At 66.4% G+C, this 18,618-nt stretch carries 6 protein-coding genes and 1 pseudogene; 5 read left to right on the plus strand and 2 right to left on the minus strand.

The genetic code is table 11. The annotated features are described in order from the left end of the window. Positions 1 to 32: 32 nt before the first annotated feature. From J2S57_RS29555 to J2S57_RS29575, 5 genes and pseudogenes are all read left to right on the plus strand, one after another. Positions 33 to 2,867, plus strand: a complete 2,835-nt coding sequence (locus J2S57_RS29555) for a helicase-related protein (RefSeq protein ID WP_370882721.1) — start codon at positions 33 to 35, stop codon at positions 2,865 to 2,867. Beyond that, the gene (locus J2S57_RS29560) at positions 2,864 to 7,525 is read left to right on the plus strand and encodes an Eco57I restriction-modification methylase domain-containing protein (RefSeq protein ID WP_307249093.1); all 4,662 of its coding nucleotides are present in this window, start codon (positions 2,864 to 2,866) and stop codon (positions 7,523 to 7,525) included. Before J2S57_RS29555 ends, J2S57_RS29560 begins: the two co-directional genes overlap by 4 nt. After that, entirely contained in the window at positions 7,522 to 13,875 is a 6,354-nt protein-coding gene (locus tag J2S57_RS29565) for a DEAD/DEAH box helicase (RefSeq protein WP_307249095.1), read from the plus strand. Before J2S57_RS29560 ends, J2S57_RS29565 begins: the two co-directional genes overlap by 4 nt. A 14-nt stretch (positions 13,876 to 13,889) precedes the next feature. Continuing rightward, complete coding sequence (locus tag J2S57_RS29570) at positions 13,890 to 16,136, plus strand: 3'-5' exonuclease (protein ID WP_307249098.1); 2,247 nt, start codon at positions 13,890 to 13,892, stop codon at positions 16,134 to 16,136. Positions 16,137 to 16,631: 495 nt separating this feature from the next. Further along, positions 16,632 to 17,345 (plus strand): annotated as a pseudogene (locus J2S57_RS29575) (transposase); the annotation flags it as partial. 9 nt (positions 17,346 to 17,354) lie between these two features. Here the strand turns inward: J2S57_RS29575 and J2S57_RS29580 are convergent. Then, the gene (locus tag J2S57_RS29580; protein WP_307249102.1) at positions 17,355 to 18,257 is read right to left on the minus strand and encodes an integrase core domain-containing protein; all 903 of its coding nucleotides are present in this window, start codon (positions 18,255 to 18,257) and stop codon (positions 17,355 to 17,357) included. A gap of 41 nt (positions 18,258 to 18,298) precedes the next feature. Beyond that, entirely contained in the window at positions 18,299 to 18,616 is a 318-nt protein-coding gene (locus tag J2S57_RS29585; RefSeq protein ID WP_307249104.1) for a helix-turn-helix domain-containing protein, read from the minus strand. Positions 18,617 to 18,618: the final 2 nt, after the last annotated feature.

Raw genomic sequence — 18,618 nt, forward strand, 5'->3', positions numbered from 1 at the left:
CCGCGAGCACGGTCGCGGCGGCTCCGGGCAGCATCGTGGTGATCCGGGACGAAGAGTGGCTGGTCACCGCGGTGGAGCAGACCCCGCAAGGGCAGTTGCTCACCGTTCAGGGCCTGTCGGAGTTGGTGCGTGAGACCACGGCGACCTTCTACGAGGCGCTGGAGGACAACGTTCTCGTCCTCGATCCGGCCGACGCCCAGCTAACCGCCGATGAGTCCCCCCACTACCGACGTAGCCGCCTGTGGGTCGAGGCCACGCTCCGCAAGACTGCCGTGCCTCTCGACAACCCCGGCCTGGCCGTTGCCACGCGCATGCTGGCCCGCGCCCTGGACTACCAGCAGAGCGCGGTTCGGCAGGCTCTGGATCCGGCGAACCTGCGTCCGCGGATCCTGCTGGCGGATGCGGTGGGACTGGGCAAGACGCTGGAGATCGGGATGATCCTTAGCGAGCTGGCGCGGCGTGGACGCGGCGAACGGATCCTGATCGTGTCCCCCCGGCATGTTCTGGAGCAGATGCAGCAGGAGATGTGGAACCGCTTCGGGCTACCGTTCGTGCGCCTGGACTCGGTCGGCATCCAGCGAGTGCGTCAGAAGCTGCCGGCTACCCGTAACCCGTTCACTTACTACAAGCGGGTCATCATCTCGATCGACACGCTGAAGAGTGACCGGTACCTGGCTCACCTGCGTAAACAGCGGTGGGACGCGGTGGTGATCGACGAGTCGCACAACCTCACCAACTCCAGCACCCAGAACAACCGGCTGGCTCGTGTCCTCGCGCCGAACGCCGATGCCCTGATCCTGGCCTCGGCCACACCGCACAACGGCCGCTACGAGTCGTTCGCCGAGCTGGTCCGGCTGCTGGAGCCCACCGCTGTTCGTCCTGATGGCACGTTGATTGAGGACGAGGTCAAGCGGCTGGTCATTCGGCGTCACCGGCACAGTGCGGAGGTGGCGCGCACGGTGGGAACGGACTGGGCCGAGCGCAAGGAACCGCAGAACTTCCTGGTGCCCGCCTCCCCGGCCGAGAACGCGATCGCCCGTGAGCTGGACGAGGTGTGGCTGCACCCCAAGTCGGGCACCTCGCCGTACAGCGGCGCGGCCAGCCGCTTGTTCCCGTGGACGCTGGCCAAGGCGTTCCTGTCCTCACCGGCTGCACTGACCGAGACCGTCTCCGAGCGGATCAAGCGGCTCAGCCCGGCCGCCACCGACAGCCAGCAGCGCGAGATCGACGCCCTGGAGCACCTGCGGGATCTCAGCGCTCAGCAGAGCACCGATACCTCGGGCAAGTACGGGCGTCTGCTGGAGTACCTGAAGCAGATCAAGGTCGGCCCACGCAGCAGCGAACGGGCGGTGGTGTTCGCCGAGCGGCTGAGCACCCTGGACTGGCTGACCGACCGATTGCGGCAGGACCTGAAGCTGGCCGATGGCCAGGTCCGCCAGCTGCACGGCGGTCTCAGCGACACCGAGCAGCAGGAGATCATCGACAGCTTCAAGCTGGAGTCCAGCCCGATCCGGGTCCTGGTGGCTGGCGACATCGCCTCCGAGGGCGTCAACCTGCATTCCTACTGTCACGAGCTGATCCACTTCGACATTCCGTGGAGCCTGATCCGGATCGAACAGCGCAACGGGCGCATCGACCGGTTCGGGCAACGGCATGCCCCGCAGATCACCACCTTGCTGCTCGATCCCGACAGCGAGACATTCGCCGGCGACCTGCGGGTGCTGCGCAGGTTGTTGGAGCGTGAGCGGGAGGCGCACACGGCACTGGGCGATGTGGCGTCGCTGATGGGTAAGTACGACGTCGGTGAAGAAGAGGACGAGATCCGGCGGGTGCTGGCGGGCCAGAAACAGTTGGACGAGGTCATGGCACCCAGCAACGACACCTCGGCCTTCGACCCGGTCGCCGCCCTCCTGGCGCAGATCAGCGGGCTCCCCCAGCCCCCCGCCCCGCAGCCGGTGAAGAAAGCAGGCTCCACGGCGTCGCTGTACGAGGCGGACCTGGACTTCCTACGGGACGCTCTGGAAGAGGTCTACGAGACCCCGGGGGCGTCGGTGAATGCCGGTGGGGTGAACTGGCGCGAGTACCCCGGCAGCGACATCGTCGAGTTCGCACCCCCGCCAGATCTACGACGGCGCCTGGAAGTGCTGCCGCAGAGCTACCTGGCCCAGCGGCGGGTGCTGGAGTCGATAAAGCTGGCCACCTCCAGCGCCCGAGGTCAGGCGCTGCTGGCCGAGGCATTGAAGGGCGACAGCAAAATCACCTGGCCAGAGGCACATTTCCTCGGGCCGCTGCATCCGGTGCTGGAATGGGCTTCAGACCGGGCCCTGGCCCGGCTGGGTCGTAACCAGGTCTTTGCAGTGCGCGGTGACGTCGAAGAACCGACGGTGCTGCTGATCGGCACACTGACCAACCGGCGCGGTCAGGTGGTCGCCTCCTGCTTCCTGCACGTCGCATTCCCCAACCCCGACAACCTGCGTTTCGCCCTCGTCACGGCCCAACCAGACGCCGAGACCATGATCGAGTCCGTCGGCCTGCGCAAGCCCCAGGGCAATCCTGGACCGGCAGATCTGGAAGGGCTGGAGGGACTGGTGCGAACGGCGGTTCACGCCGGGGACGAGCAGTTGGCCCAGGTCTTCGCCGCTGCAGCGGCCAACGCCCAGCAGCGGGTGACGTCATGGTCGGCCCGGGCAGGCACCTGGGACGAGGAAGCCGACGCCCTGATCCAGCGCTCAGCATTGAAGGAACGACGCATCGACATGGGCGAGGAGCACCGCCTGGCCGCTGCCATGAGCCCCGACCGGCGCCTCGTACGTCCTCTGCTCCTCGTTCTCCCGACCGACCACCCCACCACCGGAGCGACACGATGAGCACCAGCGGCGCCCTCCTGATCGGTGAGGACTGGATCAGCGAGCACTACTTCACCACCGACGCCAAGTCACAGTCGTTCCTGGCCAAAACCCTGGAACAACGCAAACAATGGGACGACGCAGACGTCGCCACCGTGCGAACCCGATTCACTGCCGCGCGGTCCGGCCTGGAGAAACAACTCGCGGCCGTCACCCTGGAACAGGACGACGAAAACCTGGCGGGCCTGTACGAGCAGCTACGGCAGATCCTCGGCTACGGCGAGGGCCTCACCCTGCACCGCACCGGACCAGTCCTGCTGGTGGCCACCCCCGGCATCACCGGAGCACCCCTGGCCATCATCGAGGCCAAGGCTGTCAGCGACGTGGCGGACCTGCTGGACAAGGAAGCCAAGAGCCTCCTGACCTCCTACGACGTGGACGACAAAGAGCAGATCCACTCCGTCGCCCGCCTACTGTCCGCTCTGTTCAACAGCACCGACGCCCCAACCTTCGCCCTGGTCATGGCCGGGCCCTGGCTGATGATCACCGACGCCGAGCGCTGGCCCGAAGGCCGCTACCTGGCGGTGAATCTGCAATTGGTCTGCGAGCGCAATCACGACCGCCGCGGCGGCGAGATCGATCGCGCTCTTGCCTGCCTGAGCGCCGACTCCCTCGCCCCCGACGCGGACGGCGAGATCTGGTGGACGGGCGTGCTGGCCGATTCGGTCAAGCACACCGTCGGCGTCTCGCAGGACCTGCGCGAAGGTGTTCGCCTGTCCATCGAGATCATCGCCAACGAGGTCGTCCGCCGCCGCGCCGCCCAAGGACTGGAGCCCCTGCCGAAGGACCAGGCCCAGGTCCTGGCCGTGCAGTCCCTGCGCTTCCTCTACCGGATCCTGTTCCTGCTGTGGGCCGAGGCCTCACCCGAGCTCGGCGTCCTGCCCGTCGGCGCCGCCGAGTACGAGCAGGGCTACGGCGTCGACCGCCTGCGCGAACTGGTCCTGGTCGACCTGGCCACCCCGCACGCTCAGCAGGGCACCCACCTCTACAGCTCCCTCGGTGTCCTTTTCCGCCTCGTCGATCAAGGCTCCGCCAGTCGCACCCAGCCCATGGACGACGAACCCGGATCCTCCGATGGCCTGACCTTCCGCAGCCTGCGCGCCGACCTCTTCAGCCCGAAAGCTACCGCCCACATCGACCAGGTCGGCCTGGGCAACAACGCCGTCCAGGACGTCCTTCGTCACCTGCTCCTGAGCAAGGAAACCCGCGGACGCGACAGAGGATTCATCTCCTACGCCCAACTGGGCATCAATCAGCTCGGCGCCGTCTACGAAGGCCTGATGTCCTACACCGGCTTCTTCGCCGAGGAAGACCTCTTCGAGGTCGCCAAGAATGGCGATGCCGGCAAGGGCTCCTGGGTAGTCCCCGTCGCCCGTGCCGACGGCATATCCCAGAACGATTTCGTCAGGATGACTGACCCGGTCACCGGGGAGTCCACGCCAGTACGCCACAACCGCGGCACCTTCGTGTATCGGCTGGCCGGCCGCGACCGCCAGCAGTCGGCTTCCTACTACACACCCGAAGTCCTTACCCGATTCACCGTCGGCCAAGCCCTCGCCGAACTGCTCGACCAGAACGGCGAAACCACCCCGGCCTGCGACATTCTTAACCTCACCGTCTGCGAACCAGCCCTCGGGTCAGGTGCGTTCGCCATCGAAGCCGTCAGCCAACTCGCCGACGAGTACCTCAAACGCCGCCAGAACGAACTAGGCACCCGCATCGACCCTGACGAGTACCCGCGCCGTTTGCAGGAAGTCAAGGCCTATCTGGCGCTGCACCAGGTCTACGGCGTCGACCTCAACGCCACTGCCGTCGAACTCGCCGAGATCTCTCTCTGGCTCGGCACAATGACCCCCGCCCTCGACGCCCCTTGGTTCGGCCTGCACCTACGCCGCGGCAACTCTCTCATCGGCGTCCGACGCGCTGTCTTCCACCGCTCTCAGATCACCGACAAGTCCTGCCTGAAAGACGTTCCCGGAGACGTACCACTCGCCGACCTTGACGCCGGAATCAACGGACGTGTGCACCACTTCCTGCTCCCCGCCGAGGGCTGGGGAGCAGCCATCGACGCTAAGGAAGCCAAACCCCTCGCCCCCGAAGCCCTCCAGCGCCTACGCGAATGGCGCCGCAGCATCCTGTCCAAGCCAACCAAGGTCCAGACCAACGCCCTCATCGACCTCGCCGAACGCGTCGAGAGCCTCTGGGGCATCACCCTGAGCCGCCTGCAGATCGCCGAAGCCGAGATCCGCCGCTCGATCCCGGTCTGGGGCGCCGACAACCTGGCCGTCGGCGGACACATCCAGCGCGAAGAGATCGAACGGACGCTCGCCGAACCCAAGGGCGCCTACCAACGCCTCCGTCGAATCATGGACGCCTGGTGCGCCCTCTGGTTCTGGCCCCTCACCGACACCCTCACCACCGCTGAAGACGGCACACGCATCCACCCGCCCACCCTCGCCGAGTGGATCGAGGCCGGACAGATGCTGCTCGGCCGGCACGCCGGCAAGAAGAAGACCGCCACCGGGCAGGACCGACTCGACACGGGCAATACCTGGGCCGAACTTGGCACCACAGAAGACCTCGACCTCGGCCTGGCCAGTGCCGCCACCATCGAGGCAACGCTCGCCAAACACTCGTGGTTGAAGGTCTGCGAACAGATCGCCTCCCAACAAGGCTTCTTCCACTGGGAACTGGACTTCGCACCCGTCTTCGCTCGCGGCGGATTCGACCTGCAACTGGGTAACCCGCCCTGGGTGCGACCGCGATCTGATGTCGATGCGCTGCTTGCCGAAGGTGACCCCTGGTGGCAGCTGGAGAATAAGCCAAGTGAAGAAGCGCGCAAGGAACGCAGACCAGGCACCCTCGCCCTCAACGGCATCCAGAACCTCGTCATCGATGGAACCGCCGACGTTGCAGCCACCGCAGCCTTCGTGGGCTCGGTGCAGCACTTCCCGCATCTGGCCGGGCTTCAGCCTGACCTCTACCGGTGCTTCATGGAGCAGACCTGGCGACATGTATCAGCCCGCGGAGCCATCGTCCTGATCAGCCTGGAATCACACTTCACCGACGAAAAGGCAGGAGGTCTACGTGCCGCCACGTATGAACGCCTGCGCCGCCACTGGCACTTCGTCAACGAACTTCGACTGTTCGACATCGAGGATCACAAGCATTACGGCATCGCGGTCTACGGGCCACCATCTGAGGTGCGCTTCACCCAAGCCTCCTGGCTCTACCACCCGGACACAGCCGTTCGTTCTTTCGCCCATGACGGCAGCGGCCCCGAGCCAGGTCTGAAGGATCCTGACGGCAACTGGGACCTCCGTCCGCACCGCAACCGCCTCGTCATCGTCACCCCCGAGGTGCTGAAGACCTGGCACGAGGTCCTCGAAGTACCAGAAGTGCCGGTGCTCCGCTCCCGCATGGTGTACGCGGTGAACCGAGCAACCTCCGACGTGCTAGGGAAACTGTCTGAGGCGGAACGCGTCGGAGCGCTTGGGCTTCAGTTCTCGTCAGGTTGGCACGAGAAGAACGATCGTACCAAGGGCTACTTCGTCTCCGAGTGGGGCAGGCCTCTGTCATGGGATGACGTAATCCTCCAAGGACCGCACCTCTTTGTGTCCACGCCCATGTACAAGTCCCCCAACGAGACCATGCTCCACAATCAGGACTGGTCAGCTACCGACTTTGAGGCCCTCGCCTCGGACGCGATCCCGGTGACCTCGTACAAGCCCGCCGGAGACCGCGCCGCGTACGACGCCCGCTACACCCACTGGACCCTCCCAGACGGCGACACCACCCCCGCCCGCGACCACTACCGCGTTGCCTGGCGGTACATGGCGCCAAACACGGGCGAGAGAACATTGGCCCCCTGTCTGCTACCTCCTGGTCCCGCGCACATCCACGGGGTGGCCACCGCTGGTAACGGAAGCATCGAATTGGCCACGCTTGCAACAACTCAAGGCGTGCTCTCCTCCCTTCTTGCTGACTTCTCGATCAGGACCGCACCTAAAGCAACCATCTCCGCGCCAAGCATTAACAGGCTTAGTTTGCCAGCCGACATACCTCCGAATTTGGCTGATTGGATTACCCACCGTTCACTCCGTCTCAATTGCGTCACCGAGGCTTTTGGCGAGATGTGGGAGGCGAGTGCGAACTCGACGTTCTCAGCGGACGCTTGGACGGCGCCAGCTAGTTACGGCTTGACCGCCGATCTGGCTGACGTTCCCACAACTTGGACACCTAACGTTCCTCTCCGCATCGCCGCCGACCGTCGTCAAGCCCAGCTCGAGATCGACGCCCTCGTAGCTCTGATGCTCGGTGTCACGGCAGATGAGCTCTGCACCATCTATCGCACCCAGTTCCCAGTTCTGTACGGTTACGACCGCAATCGCGACCACTACGACGCCAACGGGCGCCTGGTGCCGAACAGCGTTTTGGCACTCTGGCGGAAGAAGGGCGATGCGATCAGTCTCGATGGGTGCACGGCGACGAATCAGGCGGGTAACACGTACGTGTATGAGTTGCCGTTCGTGACACTGGATCGGGAGCATGACATGCGGGTGGCGTATGTGGAGTTCGAACGACGGTTGGCGGAGCCGGGGGCGGGCGCGGGGGCGTGAGTGAACTTCTTCCTTCTCTTCAGGCGGATGACGTTCAGCGGGGGTTGCTGGACTACCTGACCACGACGTTTGCGCTGGCTGATCAGGATGCGCGGCTGGCGTTGTCAGAATTCCTGACCGACTCGACGGACGGCATTTTCAAGGGTCCGTACGTGCGGTTGCGGCTGCCGTTCCGGCCGGCCGCGGATGGGTGGCAGTCGAGTTTGGGATGGTCGGGCGGGTTCACGCCGTACGGGCATCAGGCACAGGCGTGGGCTCGGCTGAGTTCGGCTGATCTGAGCGAGCAGAAACCTCGTCCGTTGCCGACCTTGGTGACGACGGGGACCGGTTCGGGTAAGACGGAGGCGTTCCTCTACCCGATTCTGGATCACGTGCTGCGGGAGCGGCGAGCTGGGCGCCGGGGCGTGAAGTCGCTGATCCTGTATCCGATGAATGCGCTGGCTAACGACCAGGCGGGGCGGTTGGCGCGGATCATCACTGCGCATGAGGAGCTGGCTGGTGTGACGGCTGCCCTGTACACGGGGCAGGGTGGCACGCAGCGCACAATGGTGACGGCGGAAGGGCTGATCACAGATCGGGCGGTGATCCGGAGTGAGCCACCGGACATTCTGCTGACGAACTACAAGATGCTCGACCAGTTGCTGCTGCGCGCTGACGATCAGTCGTTGTGGCGGGAAAGTGCGCTCAGTCTGCGGTATCTGGTGCTGGATGAGTTCCATACCTATGACGGCGCGCAGGGCACTGATGTGGCCATGTTGCTGCGCCGGCTGGGTTTGGCGTTGAAGGCGTACTGGCCTCAGGACTCGTCCGAGGTCACTCAGGAGGACTGGGCGCGTCCGCTGGGGCGTATGACCCCCGTCGCGACCTCCGCCACTTTGGGAGACCGCGGTGATCCGGCCGCGATGGTGACGTTCGCGCACACCGTGTTCGGTGAGGAGTTCCGCCTGGAGGGCGTGGTCACCGAGTCTCGGCTGACCCGCGAGGAGTGGCTCGGTACGGCCGCTGCCGAGGTGGTCCAATGGGGACTAGAAGCGCCCGACACCGCAGATCTGGAGCCGCAGGCCGTGGCCGCTCTTGGGGGTGTTGATGCGGCGGCGTCACGGGAGCTGGCCCTGCAGGTGCTGGCGGTTCTGTACCAGGTGCAGCCGGCCAAGATCGTCGATGTGTTGGCCGGGGACGATACGCGGTTGCTGACGCTGGCCAAGGCGGTTCCGCTAGTGCAGAGCCTGATTGGCGAGGCGGCGGACGCAGTGTCGGTAGACGAACTGGCCGGGCGATTGACGCCGTCGGCGTTGATGCCGGTGAGCGGCCCGGCGCTGCTGGCGGTGATCGCCATGCTGAGCCACGTGAGGGCGGTGTCGGGGCGTTCGGCGCCGACGGTTGAGACGCACTTGTGGGTGCGGGAGCTGACCCGGGTCGATCGGTTCGCGTCGGCGAGCGTGCGGTACCGGTGGAGTGACGACGGCCCTTTGGCGGGCGGTGGCGTGGGGGACGCGTTCGCGGAGGACGAGCGTCCTGCGTTCCCGGCGGTGTACTGCCGGCATTGCGGACGTTCGGGCTGGGGTATCGAACTGGGCCCCACCGGCTTGAGTTTGGGCACGGACGACACGGTCATCCGCCGGAATCACGCGGCGCGGGAGGGTCGGTTCCGGGCGTTGTTGTCGGCGCCGTTGGAAGCCGAGCACACCGGTGACGTTCCGGGCGAGAAGGTCGAAGGGCTGCACTGGTTCGCGGTCCGCCGCCGGGAGATCGTGGCATCGGCGCCGCAGTCCGATGACCGGGATTTCCGCGATGGCTGGGTGCTGCCCGTCCTGATGCTGACTGGCCCGGACGTGGAGGACGAGTCCCGGGACGACACCTGCCCGTCCTGTCTGCAGAAGGACGGGATCCGCTTCCTGGGTAGCGCTATCGCCACTCTGCTGTCGGTGACGTTGTCGACGATGTTCGGTTCGGCGGATCTGGATCAGGAGGAGAAAAAGGCGCTGGTCTTCACCGACAGCGTTCAGGATGCCGCTCATCGGGCTGGGTTCGTGCAGAGCCGTTCTCATACGCTGACCTTGCGGTCGGTGCTGCGAGCTGCCGCTGAAGACGGTCCGGTGGGGCTGGACGTGCTGGTGGACGAGGCGATCCGGCGGGCTGGGCATGATCGTTTTGCTCGGTACCGGCTGCTGCCGCCGGAATTGGCGTCCCGTCCGTACTTCCGGTCGTTCTGGCAGGCCGAGAAGCCGAGCGCGCAGTCGCGGACGCGGGTACGACGCCGGTTGCTGTTCGATGCGGTGATGGAGTTCGGCCTCGCCTCGCGAATCGGCCGCACACTGGAGCAGACCGGCAGCGTGGTCGCTGCCGTAGAAGGGTTGCCGGCATCGCGGTTGGCGACCATCGCTCGCTCGGTGCTGAAGGACGCGGACGGCCAGCAGAGCCTGGATGAGGCTATGGGCATCGTCACCGAGCAGTGGCTGGTGGCGTGGGTCCGTGGAACTCTCGAGCATCTGCGTGAGCGCGGCGCCGTGACGCATCCATGGTTCGATCTGTACCAGCGCGAAGACGGCAGCAGGTACCGGATCTGGTACGGCCGCAAGCGCGAGGAGGGTATGCCCGCGTTTCCTCCGGGGCGTGCTGCTCCGGCGTTTGCTCGGGTTGGCCCGGCGTTGGCTGTGAAGGATCCTTTGCTGGATCCGGTGACCTCGGCGCAGAGTTGGTATGCCCGGTGGACCGCGCGCACTCTGGTTGTCTCGCCGCAGCACGGTGCACGTCTGGCCCGGGGGTTGTTCGATCGGCTGGCCCGGGCGGATCTGCTGGTTGCCAGCACGACGCAGACCAAGGGCATCAGCTACGCGATCCCGGCCAGCGCGATCCTGGTGCAGCCGACCACGGAGCAGGAACTGGCCAATGGGCAGTGCCTGCTGGAGTGCTCGGTCTGCCGCACGACCTACCCCTCCACCCCGGAGGTCACCGATCAGCTCGACGGCGCGCCGTGCATGCTGGTGCGATGCCCCGGCGCCTTGCATCGAGTGGCCCGGCCGGACAACTACTACCGGCGCCTGTATGCCTCAGCCAGCCCGCGGCGGATCGTGGCGCGAGAGCACTCCAGCCTGCTGGAGGACGAGGTCCGGCTGGAATACGAGACGGCATTCAAGACCGGCCGCGACGATCCGGAAGCTCCCAATGTGCTGGTGGCGACGCCCACACTTGAGATGGGTATCGACATCGGTGACCTGTCCACGGTCATGCTGGCCTCGCTCCCCCGCACCGTGGCGTCCTACTTGCAACGCGTCGGCCGGGCCGGCCGCCTGACGGGCAACGCCCTGAACCTGGCCTTCGTCACCGGTCGCGGCGAGAACCTGCCCCGCCTCGGCGAGCCGCTATCCGTAATCAACGGGCAGGTACGCCCACCGGCCACCTACCTGAACGCCGAGGAGATCCTGCAGCGCCAGTACGTCGCCCACTTGGTCGATACTCTCGCGCGGGATTCGAAAGGCCCCCGGCCACAACGGGCAGCAGCTGCTCTGGGCAAGGCCGATGACGGCAGCTTCCTGGACTGCCTGGTCGTCGAGGCCGAAGCCGACGCCACCACTCACCTCGACCGTTTCCTGGACACCTTTCACGGCCAGTCTGAATCCACTGTCCAGGCGCTGCGGCATTGGGCCAGCCCTGCTGACGGCGCGGGAACCAGCGGACTGGCGCGTCACCTGTTCGAGGCATCTCATCGTTGGACCAAGACCCAGGATGAGCTGGGACATCGTCAGGCAACCGTGCAGGCGGCCCTGCCTGGCCTGGACGCAGCGGCCCAACTACCAGCCGCAACCGAGGACGACAAGAGGGCGGCCAACTCCGCGCGTGCCGCGCTGAAGCTGACCCGGGCCCAGATCGCTGGTCGGCGTAGCCAGCCGTGGATCCAGTCGCTGGAAGAGGCCGGGATCCTGCCCAACTACACCCTCGTGGACGACGATGTGAGCCTGGACGTGGCGCTCACCTGGATCGATCACGACACCGGCGAGTTCCACAGCGAACCCGTCAGCTACCGGCGCTCCCGAGCGAATGCGCTGCGAGAATTCGCACCCGGTGCGGTGTTCTATGCCCGGGGTCTAGAGGTGCAGATTGACTCCATCGATCTGGGAGTGGACGGTACCGCCATCCGGTCCTGGGGCTTCTGCCCGGCCTGCGGTTATGCCCGTGACCGCGAACCAGGTGGCGCTCCCGTGCAGGCGAGCCCCTGCCCGCGGTGCGGAAGCTCAGGAATCCTCGATTCGGCCCAGCATTTCGACACGGTCGAGCTGAGCCGGGTGACGGCGGAGATGCGCCGGGACGAAGCGACGATCACCGACCGGCGTGACGAGCGCCAGCGTGAGCGTTTCACCATCGTCGTGGCCGCTGACGTCAACCCGGCCAGCGTGATCCGGCAGTGGTACGTCGACGGGTACGACTTCGGTGTGAAGTACCTACGCAGCATCGACATCCGCTGGGTCAACCTCGGTCGCGGCGCCGGGTACGGCCCGCAACGCGAGATCGCCGGCGAGACACGGATGGCGAACCTGTTCCGGGTCTGCGAGGGCTGCGGCAAACTCGATCGGGCCACCCAGCGCAACCGTCCCGAGGAGCATCGTCCCTGGTGCCGTTACCGGTCCTCGGCGCAGGAACACACCCGCAGCCTGGCGCTGACCCGCAGCCTCACCACGCAGGGCATCGTCCTGCGGCTTCCGCCGTCGGTGACCATCGGCGACAGCTTCGCCGTCCCCAGCCTGGCCACCAGCGTCCTGCTGGGTCTGCATGAGCAGCTCGGCGGTTCGCCTGACCACATCGCCATCGCCTCCATCGCCGACCCGACCCTGGAGTCCGATGGCGGAGGCCGTACCGATCCGGCGTTGCTGCTGCACGATGTCGTGCCTGGCGGTACCGGGTACCTGGCCGAACTGGCTGACCCGGAACGGTTGTGGGACCTGCTGCACAGGGCCTGGGTGATCGTGCGTGACTGCCCATGTCGTGATGAGGCGCGGCTGGCCTGTCACCGGTGCCTGCTGCCCTACACCGGAGCCCACCTACCCGCGGAGCTGGTCTCCCGGCAGGCCGCCGAACGGCACCTTCGGGCCATTCTCACCTCCGGCGCCGTCTCCGGCAGCCGCGAGGTCCCTGATGCCCTGGACTGGCTGCTCACTGACGTTCCCGCGCAGGCTGCGAGCACCGAATCGCATCTGGAGCAATACTTCCGGATGGTCATCGGCCGACGGATGCGTGCCCTAGGCGCCACGGTCAAGGACGTACCGGGACCGACCGGCAACAGCATGCATGTCTCCTTCCCGCACAGCCCGTGGCAGTGGAAACTGCAGCCGCAAGTCAAGCTGCCCGGCGTCGTCCCCGATTTCGTCCTTCAGTGCAACGACCCGGGAGTGCCGCCGGTGGCAGTGTTCACCGACGGCTGGCTCTACCACGCCTCACCGTCGCACAACCGGCTGGCCGACGACGCCCGTAAACGCGCCGATCTGCGCGACCAGGGGTATGTGGTGCTGGGAGTGACCGCGCGCGACGTCGACCAGGCCGACAATCCCTCGACGCCATCATGGTTCGATGCCGGTGTGGTGTCGGCGCTGATGCAGTCGGGCAGCTACCAATTCGGGCACCGGGCGTCCGAGGCCATCGCCGAGGGGCCCATCTCCTGGCTGCTGAGCTGGCTGCAGTTCACCGAAACCGCGCAACTGCGGTCCTTGGCCGAGGCCGTTCCGTTCTTCTTCGCCCGTACCCCCTCCCAGCCCGGAGGCGTTCTGTTCGACAGCGCGGTGCGGGCCCTCGACGAGAACGACGATGCGAACGTACAGCAGTGGTGGTGGGCCAGTGGCGCCTGCGGCGTCCTGGCCCGCACATCGGCAGCGACGCCAGGGTCGGTCGCGGTCGCACTGGTGCTCGACGATCGGGACCAGGCGCTCCACGAAGACGATCACCGGCAGTCCTGGGCACAGTGGTTGAGCATCGCCAACGCTCTCGCCCAGCGCGAGCAGCCCACCCAGATCACCACCGTCACCGAAATCCTGGCCGGTCACACCACCCGGCCCGCCGCCGGCGCAGCCGGCCCCGAGGCCGGCGTTCTGGAGCCTGAGTGGCAGGAACTGGTGGACGATGCTGTGGACGACGAGCGGACGTTCCTGCTCGCTCTGCTGGAACCGGGTGCAGCGGGTCTTCCCCTTCCCACCCTGGGATTCGAGACCGCAGCCGGAATCCCCATCGACATCGCCTGGCCGGATCACAAGATTGCGGTCTCCGTCTCCCCGGAAGACATTCGGGAGGACCTGGAGGCCGACGGCTGGCACGTGTTCGACCCGGACGCGCAAGCGGTTCGCGCCGTGATCGAAGCCATCTGAGCACGGAGGAAAAGATGCCGATCATCGTCATGACCAAGCAGGGCTCCAAGCTGGACGCCTCGATCAAGAAGAAGGCCTACTCTTTCCTGGAAAAACTGGCCGAGGACGACACCACCCTGGGCCTGCACATCGAGCCCATCCAGAACAGCGCCGACCCCAAGGTCCGCACCGGCCGGGTCGACCAGGCCTACCGAGCCGTCCTGTTCAGGCTGCCCGGCGAGCAGGAGACCACGTACGTCTTCTACGGCATCTGGATGCACGACGATGCCATCGCGATCGCCAAAAAGGTCGTCCTGGAACTCAACCCGGTTAACGGCATCACCGAGATCCGCACCGTCGAGCCCGCCGAGATCTCTAAGGTCACGCCCGTGGTCACCGCACGGGTCCCCGACCAGCGGACCATCACGCAGCAGCCGGCGCTCCTAGCGGCCCACGGCGTTACGCTGCCCGACCTGCTCGATCTGGGTATCGACCAGAACCTGGCCGAGAACGCCCTGCAGGTCACCGACGAGGACGGTCTGGAGGCCCTACTCAGCGATGCGGTCGAGTGGCAGGGCATGGCCCTGATCGAACTGGGCGCCGGAACCAGCGTCACCGACGTCCGTGACCATTTCAGCCTGACCAAGCATGCCGTCCCGGCGACGTCGACCTCTCCGGTCAGCGCCAGCGCGGCCATCGTGGCGGGCATGAGCCACCCCGCCGCGCAGATGACCTTCGCCTACGCCGCGAACAACGACGAACTGCGCCGGATCATCGAGGGAGGCGACTTCGGGGCCTGGCGGGTCTGGCTGCACCCCGAACAGCGCCGCTACGTCGACAAGACCTGGAACGGCCCGTTCCGGCTCTCCGGCGGCGCTGGCACCGGCAAGACCGTCGTCGTCCTGCACCGCGCCGCAGAGCTGGCCCGACGCCACCCCCACGCCCGGATCATCCTCACCACCTTCACCACCAACCTGGCCACCGCCCTGTCCACCCAGCTCAACCACCTCGACCCCACCCTGCCCCGAACCCAGAACCTCGCCGAGCCCGGCATCCACATCACCGGCATCGATGCCCTGGCCTCAGCGGTACTGCGGAACGCCGCTCGCGCAGGCCAAGACCTCAGTGAGGACATCATCGCGGTCCTGGGCTCTGAGGCCGCAGGGTCGGCCGTCACCGGAAGTAACGCACCTACCCGCATCGGTGGCGTGTCCTGGCGGGACGCTCTGGACGTGGCCGGCTCAGCGCTGCCACCGGAACTGCAGTCCGAGTCGTTCATGGCCGCCGAGTACGGATCGGTGATCCTGCCCAACCTGATCACCACCCGCGAGCAGTACTACCGGGCCCGCCGCCCCGGCCGAGGTGTCGCCCTGGACCGAGGCCGCCGCAAGGCCGTCTGGGAGGTCGTCCAGGCTCGCCGCGCCCAAGCCCGCATCGACGGCGTCCACGACTTCGCCGAAACTTCCGCCATTGCCGCCGCCCACCTACGCCGCACCGCCGACACCGGCCTGCCCGCCGACCACGTCCTCGTCGACGAAGGACAAGACCTCTCAGCCACCCACTGGCAACTACTACGAGCCCTGGTCGCCGAACACCCCGACGACCTCTTCATCGCCGAGGACTCCCACCAGCGCATCTACGGCCGCCGCATCGTCCTCAGCCAATTCGGGATCCGTATCGTCGGACGATCCCAACGCCTCACCCTGAACTACCGCACCACGGCGGAGAACCTAGCCTTCGCCCTGCGGGTGCTCTCCGGTGGCAGCTACACCGATCTCGAAGAAACCGCGGAAGACTCCACCGCCTACCGCTCAGCCCGCCGTGGCAAGTCGCCCGCGATTGGGGGCCGAGACTCCTTACGTTCCGAACTCGACCACACCGCAACTCTGCTCCAGACATGGAGCGACGCCACGGACGCGCCCGAAACGCTCGCTGTCTTGGTCCGGGACCGATTCCAGCGCGACCGTGTGGTCAATGGCCTAGCCGAACGCGGGCTCGCCGTTCGGGCGGTGGACCGGGAAGAGATCAAACCTGGCCAGCCAGTTGTGATGACCATGCACCGGGCCAAAGGCACCGAGTTCTCCAAGGTCCTCCTATTCGGCATCAACGAAGGCTCCATCCCAGCCGGGCTGAAGGATGAGAAATACTCCGACGACGCCTGGAACGACGCGCTGCTACGAGAGCGATCTCTGCTCTACGTCGCCGCAACCCGTGCACGCGACGAACTAGCCGTCACCTGGAGCGGAGACGCAAGCTCTCTACTGTCAGCTGCAACCGAGTAGGAACATCGACAGATCCTGGCGGCTTGTAGAGGTTGCCGAGAAAGACGTCGGCGACGCAACACTCCGGATGTTGTCGTCGCCGACGCGGCGGCTGTCCTTTATGGCAGTACGGTCGAGAGGCCCCGGTGCGAGCAGCCTGCTCGGCGACATCGTGTACCTGACCGCGAGTCTGCAGTACCCCAGACCATTGGCGATAAGCCGGACGGACGGTACTGGTGCTGCGGCCGTGCTGCGTGCTTAGTTGCCGTTAGGCTGCCTACTCGGCCGACACATGAATGTGGTCAAAGTGCCCGCCAGTGGCGCCATTCGGATTATAGATACCCCCACCAGAGTATCTACGCCAACCTTCACCGCTACGGGTGATGGCGCTCGAATGAGCCTCCTCAGACCTGCTCGCTGAAAATCCCCACCCGTGTGGCTCCGCTGAACGTAGCGGGACCCCCTCGACGCTGGCGGCATCTGACCGCAACACCAGCACGAGGGGGTCCCGTTGCCATGCTGTCACGGGAGGAAGACATCGACGCGCAAGCTCTGAGAAGACGAGGCTGGACGATCTCAGCGATCGCCCGGCACCTGGGCCGCGACCGCAAGACCATCCGCGCCTACTTGAACGGCGAAAGAGAGCCAGGTAAGCGAAAGTTACCGGCCGGTGGGGACTGGTTCGAACCGTTCGCCACCTACTGCGCCGCCCGCCTGGCCGAGGACCCGCACCTGTGGGCATCGACCCTGTTCGACGAGGTCCAGGATCTCGGTTTCACCCGCTCCTACCAGACCCTGACCCGCCTGCTGCGTGCCCGCGGCCTGCGCCCGGCATGCGAGCCTTGCACACCGGCGAAAGGGCGGCCGGTCGCGGTCATCGAGCACCCACCGGGCGATGAAACCCAGTGGGACTGGGTCGAGTTCCCGAACCCACCAGCATCCTGGGGCTGGGGCAAGAAGGCCTACCTGCTCGTGGGCGCGCTGGCGTTCTCGGGCCGCTGGCGGGGCTGGCTCTCGGCCTCGATGGACCAACCCCACCTGATCTTCGGGATGGACGTCATCGTCCGCGCTTTGGGTGGGGTGACGCTCGGCTGGCGCTTCGACCGGATGGCCACCGTCATCAACCCCGACACCGGCCGCGTTCAGGCCTCGTTCGCGGCCGTTGCCAAACACTACGGGGCACAGGTCCGCCCCTGTCCACCCCGGCGCGGCAACCGCAAGGGAGTCGTGTGACCCGCGTCAAGTAGTTGGCAGACTTTTTGGGTCGGGAAAGTTGGGTGTTGCCGGGTCGGCGAGGCCGAGGTGGACTTCGAGCGGGCGGTTCCAGGCGATGGCCTCGTGAGGCCTGAGGGTGTTGTATTCGAGCCGGTAGGCCTCGGCCTGCTCGGCCAGGGCCGGGCCGTGGTCGATGTCGTGGCGGTAGAGCCACTCGTATTTCAGCGTGCCGAAGCCACGTTCGCGGGTGCCGTTCTGTCCGGGCGTGCGGACTCGGGTGCGCACGTGTGCCAGTTCGGGTCGGGTCTTGATGTAGTGCTCGAACCTGAAGGAGCGGAACGGTCCGCCGTTGTCGGTCACGATCACGACGGGTGAGATCAGCCCGGTGGAACGATCGACGACCTGTTCGAGCAGGTCAAGGCCGTCGGCGAGGCGTTCGGCCTCGGTGGTGGCCAGGTCGATCGAGGCGATCGCGTCGTGCTGGTTCGCGGTGGGTGACAGGTGCCAGCCGAACTCGTATTTCGACCAGTAGTCGCGGCAGGCAGCCAGTCTCCAGGTTCCTCCCTTTCGCGTTTCGAACTCCGAGAAGTCAAGCTGCCAGACCTGGTTCGGTCCGGTCGGTGGGTTCACGAAGGCGGCCTTGCGGGCGGCTGCCAGTTGGCGGCGTTCGCGTTGATAGGTGGCTGGCAGGAGCAGGCCGCGTCGGCGCATGATCCGCAGAACTGTTGCCTGGGAGACGCTCACGCCGTCGTAGCGGGTCATGGCCCAGATCTTTCGGTGGCCCCAGGCCGGGTGCTCCTGCGCGTGCTTGGCCACGATCGGTTCGGCGGCCTGCGAGACCGGCATCGGCCACGGGCCGCGAGGCGGCTGGTCGGTTTTGGCGCGGGCTTGCCAGCGGCGCCAGGTTCTTTCGGGCATGCCGATCATGTCGGTAAACCTCGTGGTCGGTATGCCCGCCTGGCAGCGGATCACCTCGAGGTCTTCGAAGGGCCCAGGCGGTGCTCGGCCGACTTCTTCCACACCCGCAGCTCGACCGCGGCCTCGCCCAGCGCCGTAGTCAGGTCCGCGACCTCGGCCTCGAGTTGCTGCTCTCGGCTGGAGGCCCGGTTCGAGGACGACGACAGGCCGGCCAGGCCGGCCTCGAGGAACTGCCGCTTCCAGGTCCCGACTGACTGCTCGGAGACCTTGGCCTGGCGGGCGGCCTGAGCAACGGTCATCTCGCCGGCCAGGATCGACAGGATGATCCGCTGCTTCTCGGCCGGTGGCAGAGACGGTGGACGAGGCATGA

Origin of the sequence: Kineosporia succinea (assembly GCF_030811555.1) — a bacterium.
GTDB lineage: Bacteria > Actinomycetota > Actinomycetes > Actinomycetales > Kineosporiaceae > Kineosporia > Kineosporia succinea.

Bases quoted from the DNA above. Each gene is read 5' to 3' on its own strand.
- J2S57_RS29585 (WP_307249104.1), bottom strand. From the start codon at position 18,616: ATGCCTCGTCCACCGTCTCTGCCACCGGCCGAGAAGCAGCGGATCATC.
- J2S57_RS29580 (WP_307249102.1), bottom strand. From the start codon at position 18,257: ATGATCGGCATGCCCGAAAGAACCTGGCGCCGCTGGCAAGCCCGCGCC.
- J2S57_RS29560 (WP_307249093.1), top strand. From the start codon at position 2,864: ATGAGCACCAGCGGCGCCCTCCTGATCGGTGAGGACTGGATCAGCGAG.
- J2S57_RS29570 (WP_307249098.1), top strand. From the start codon at position 13,890: ATGCCGATCATCGTCATGACCAAGCAGGGCTCCAAGCTGGACGCCTCG.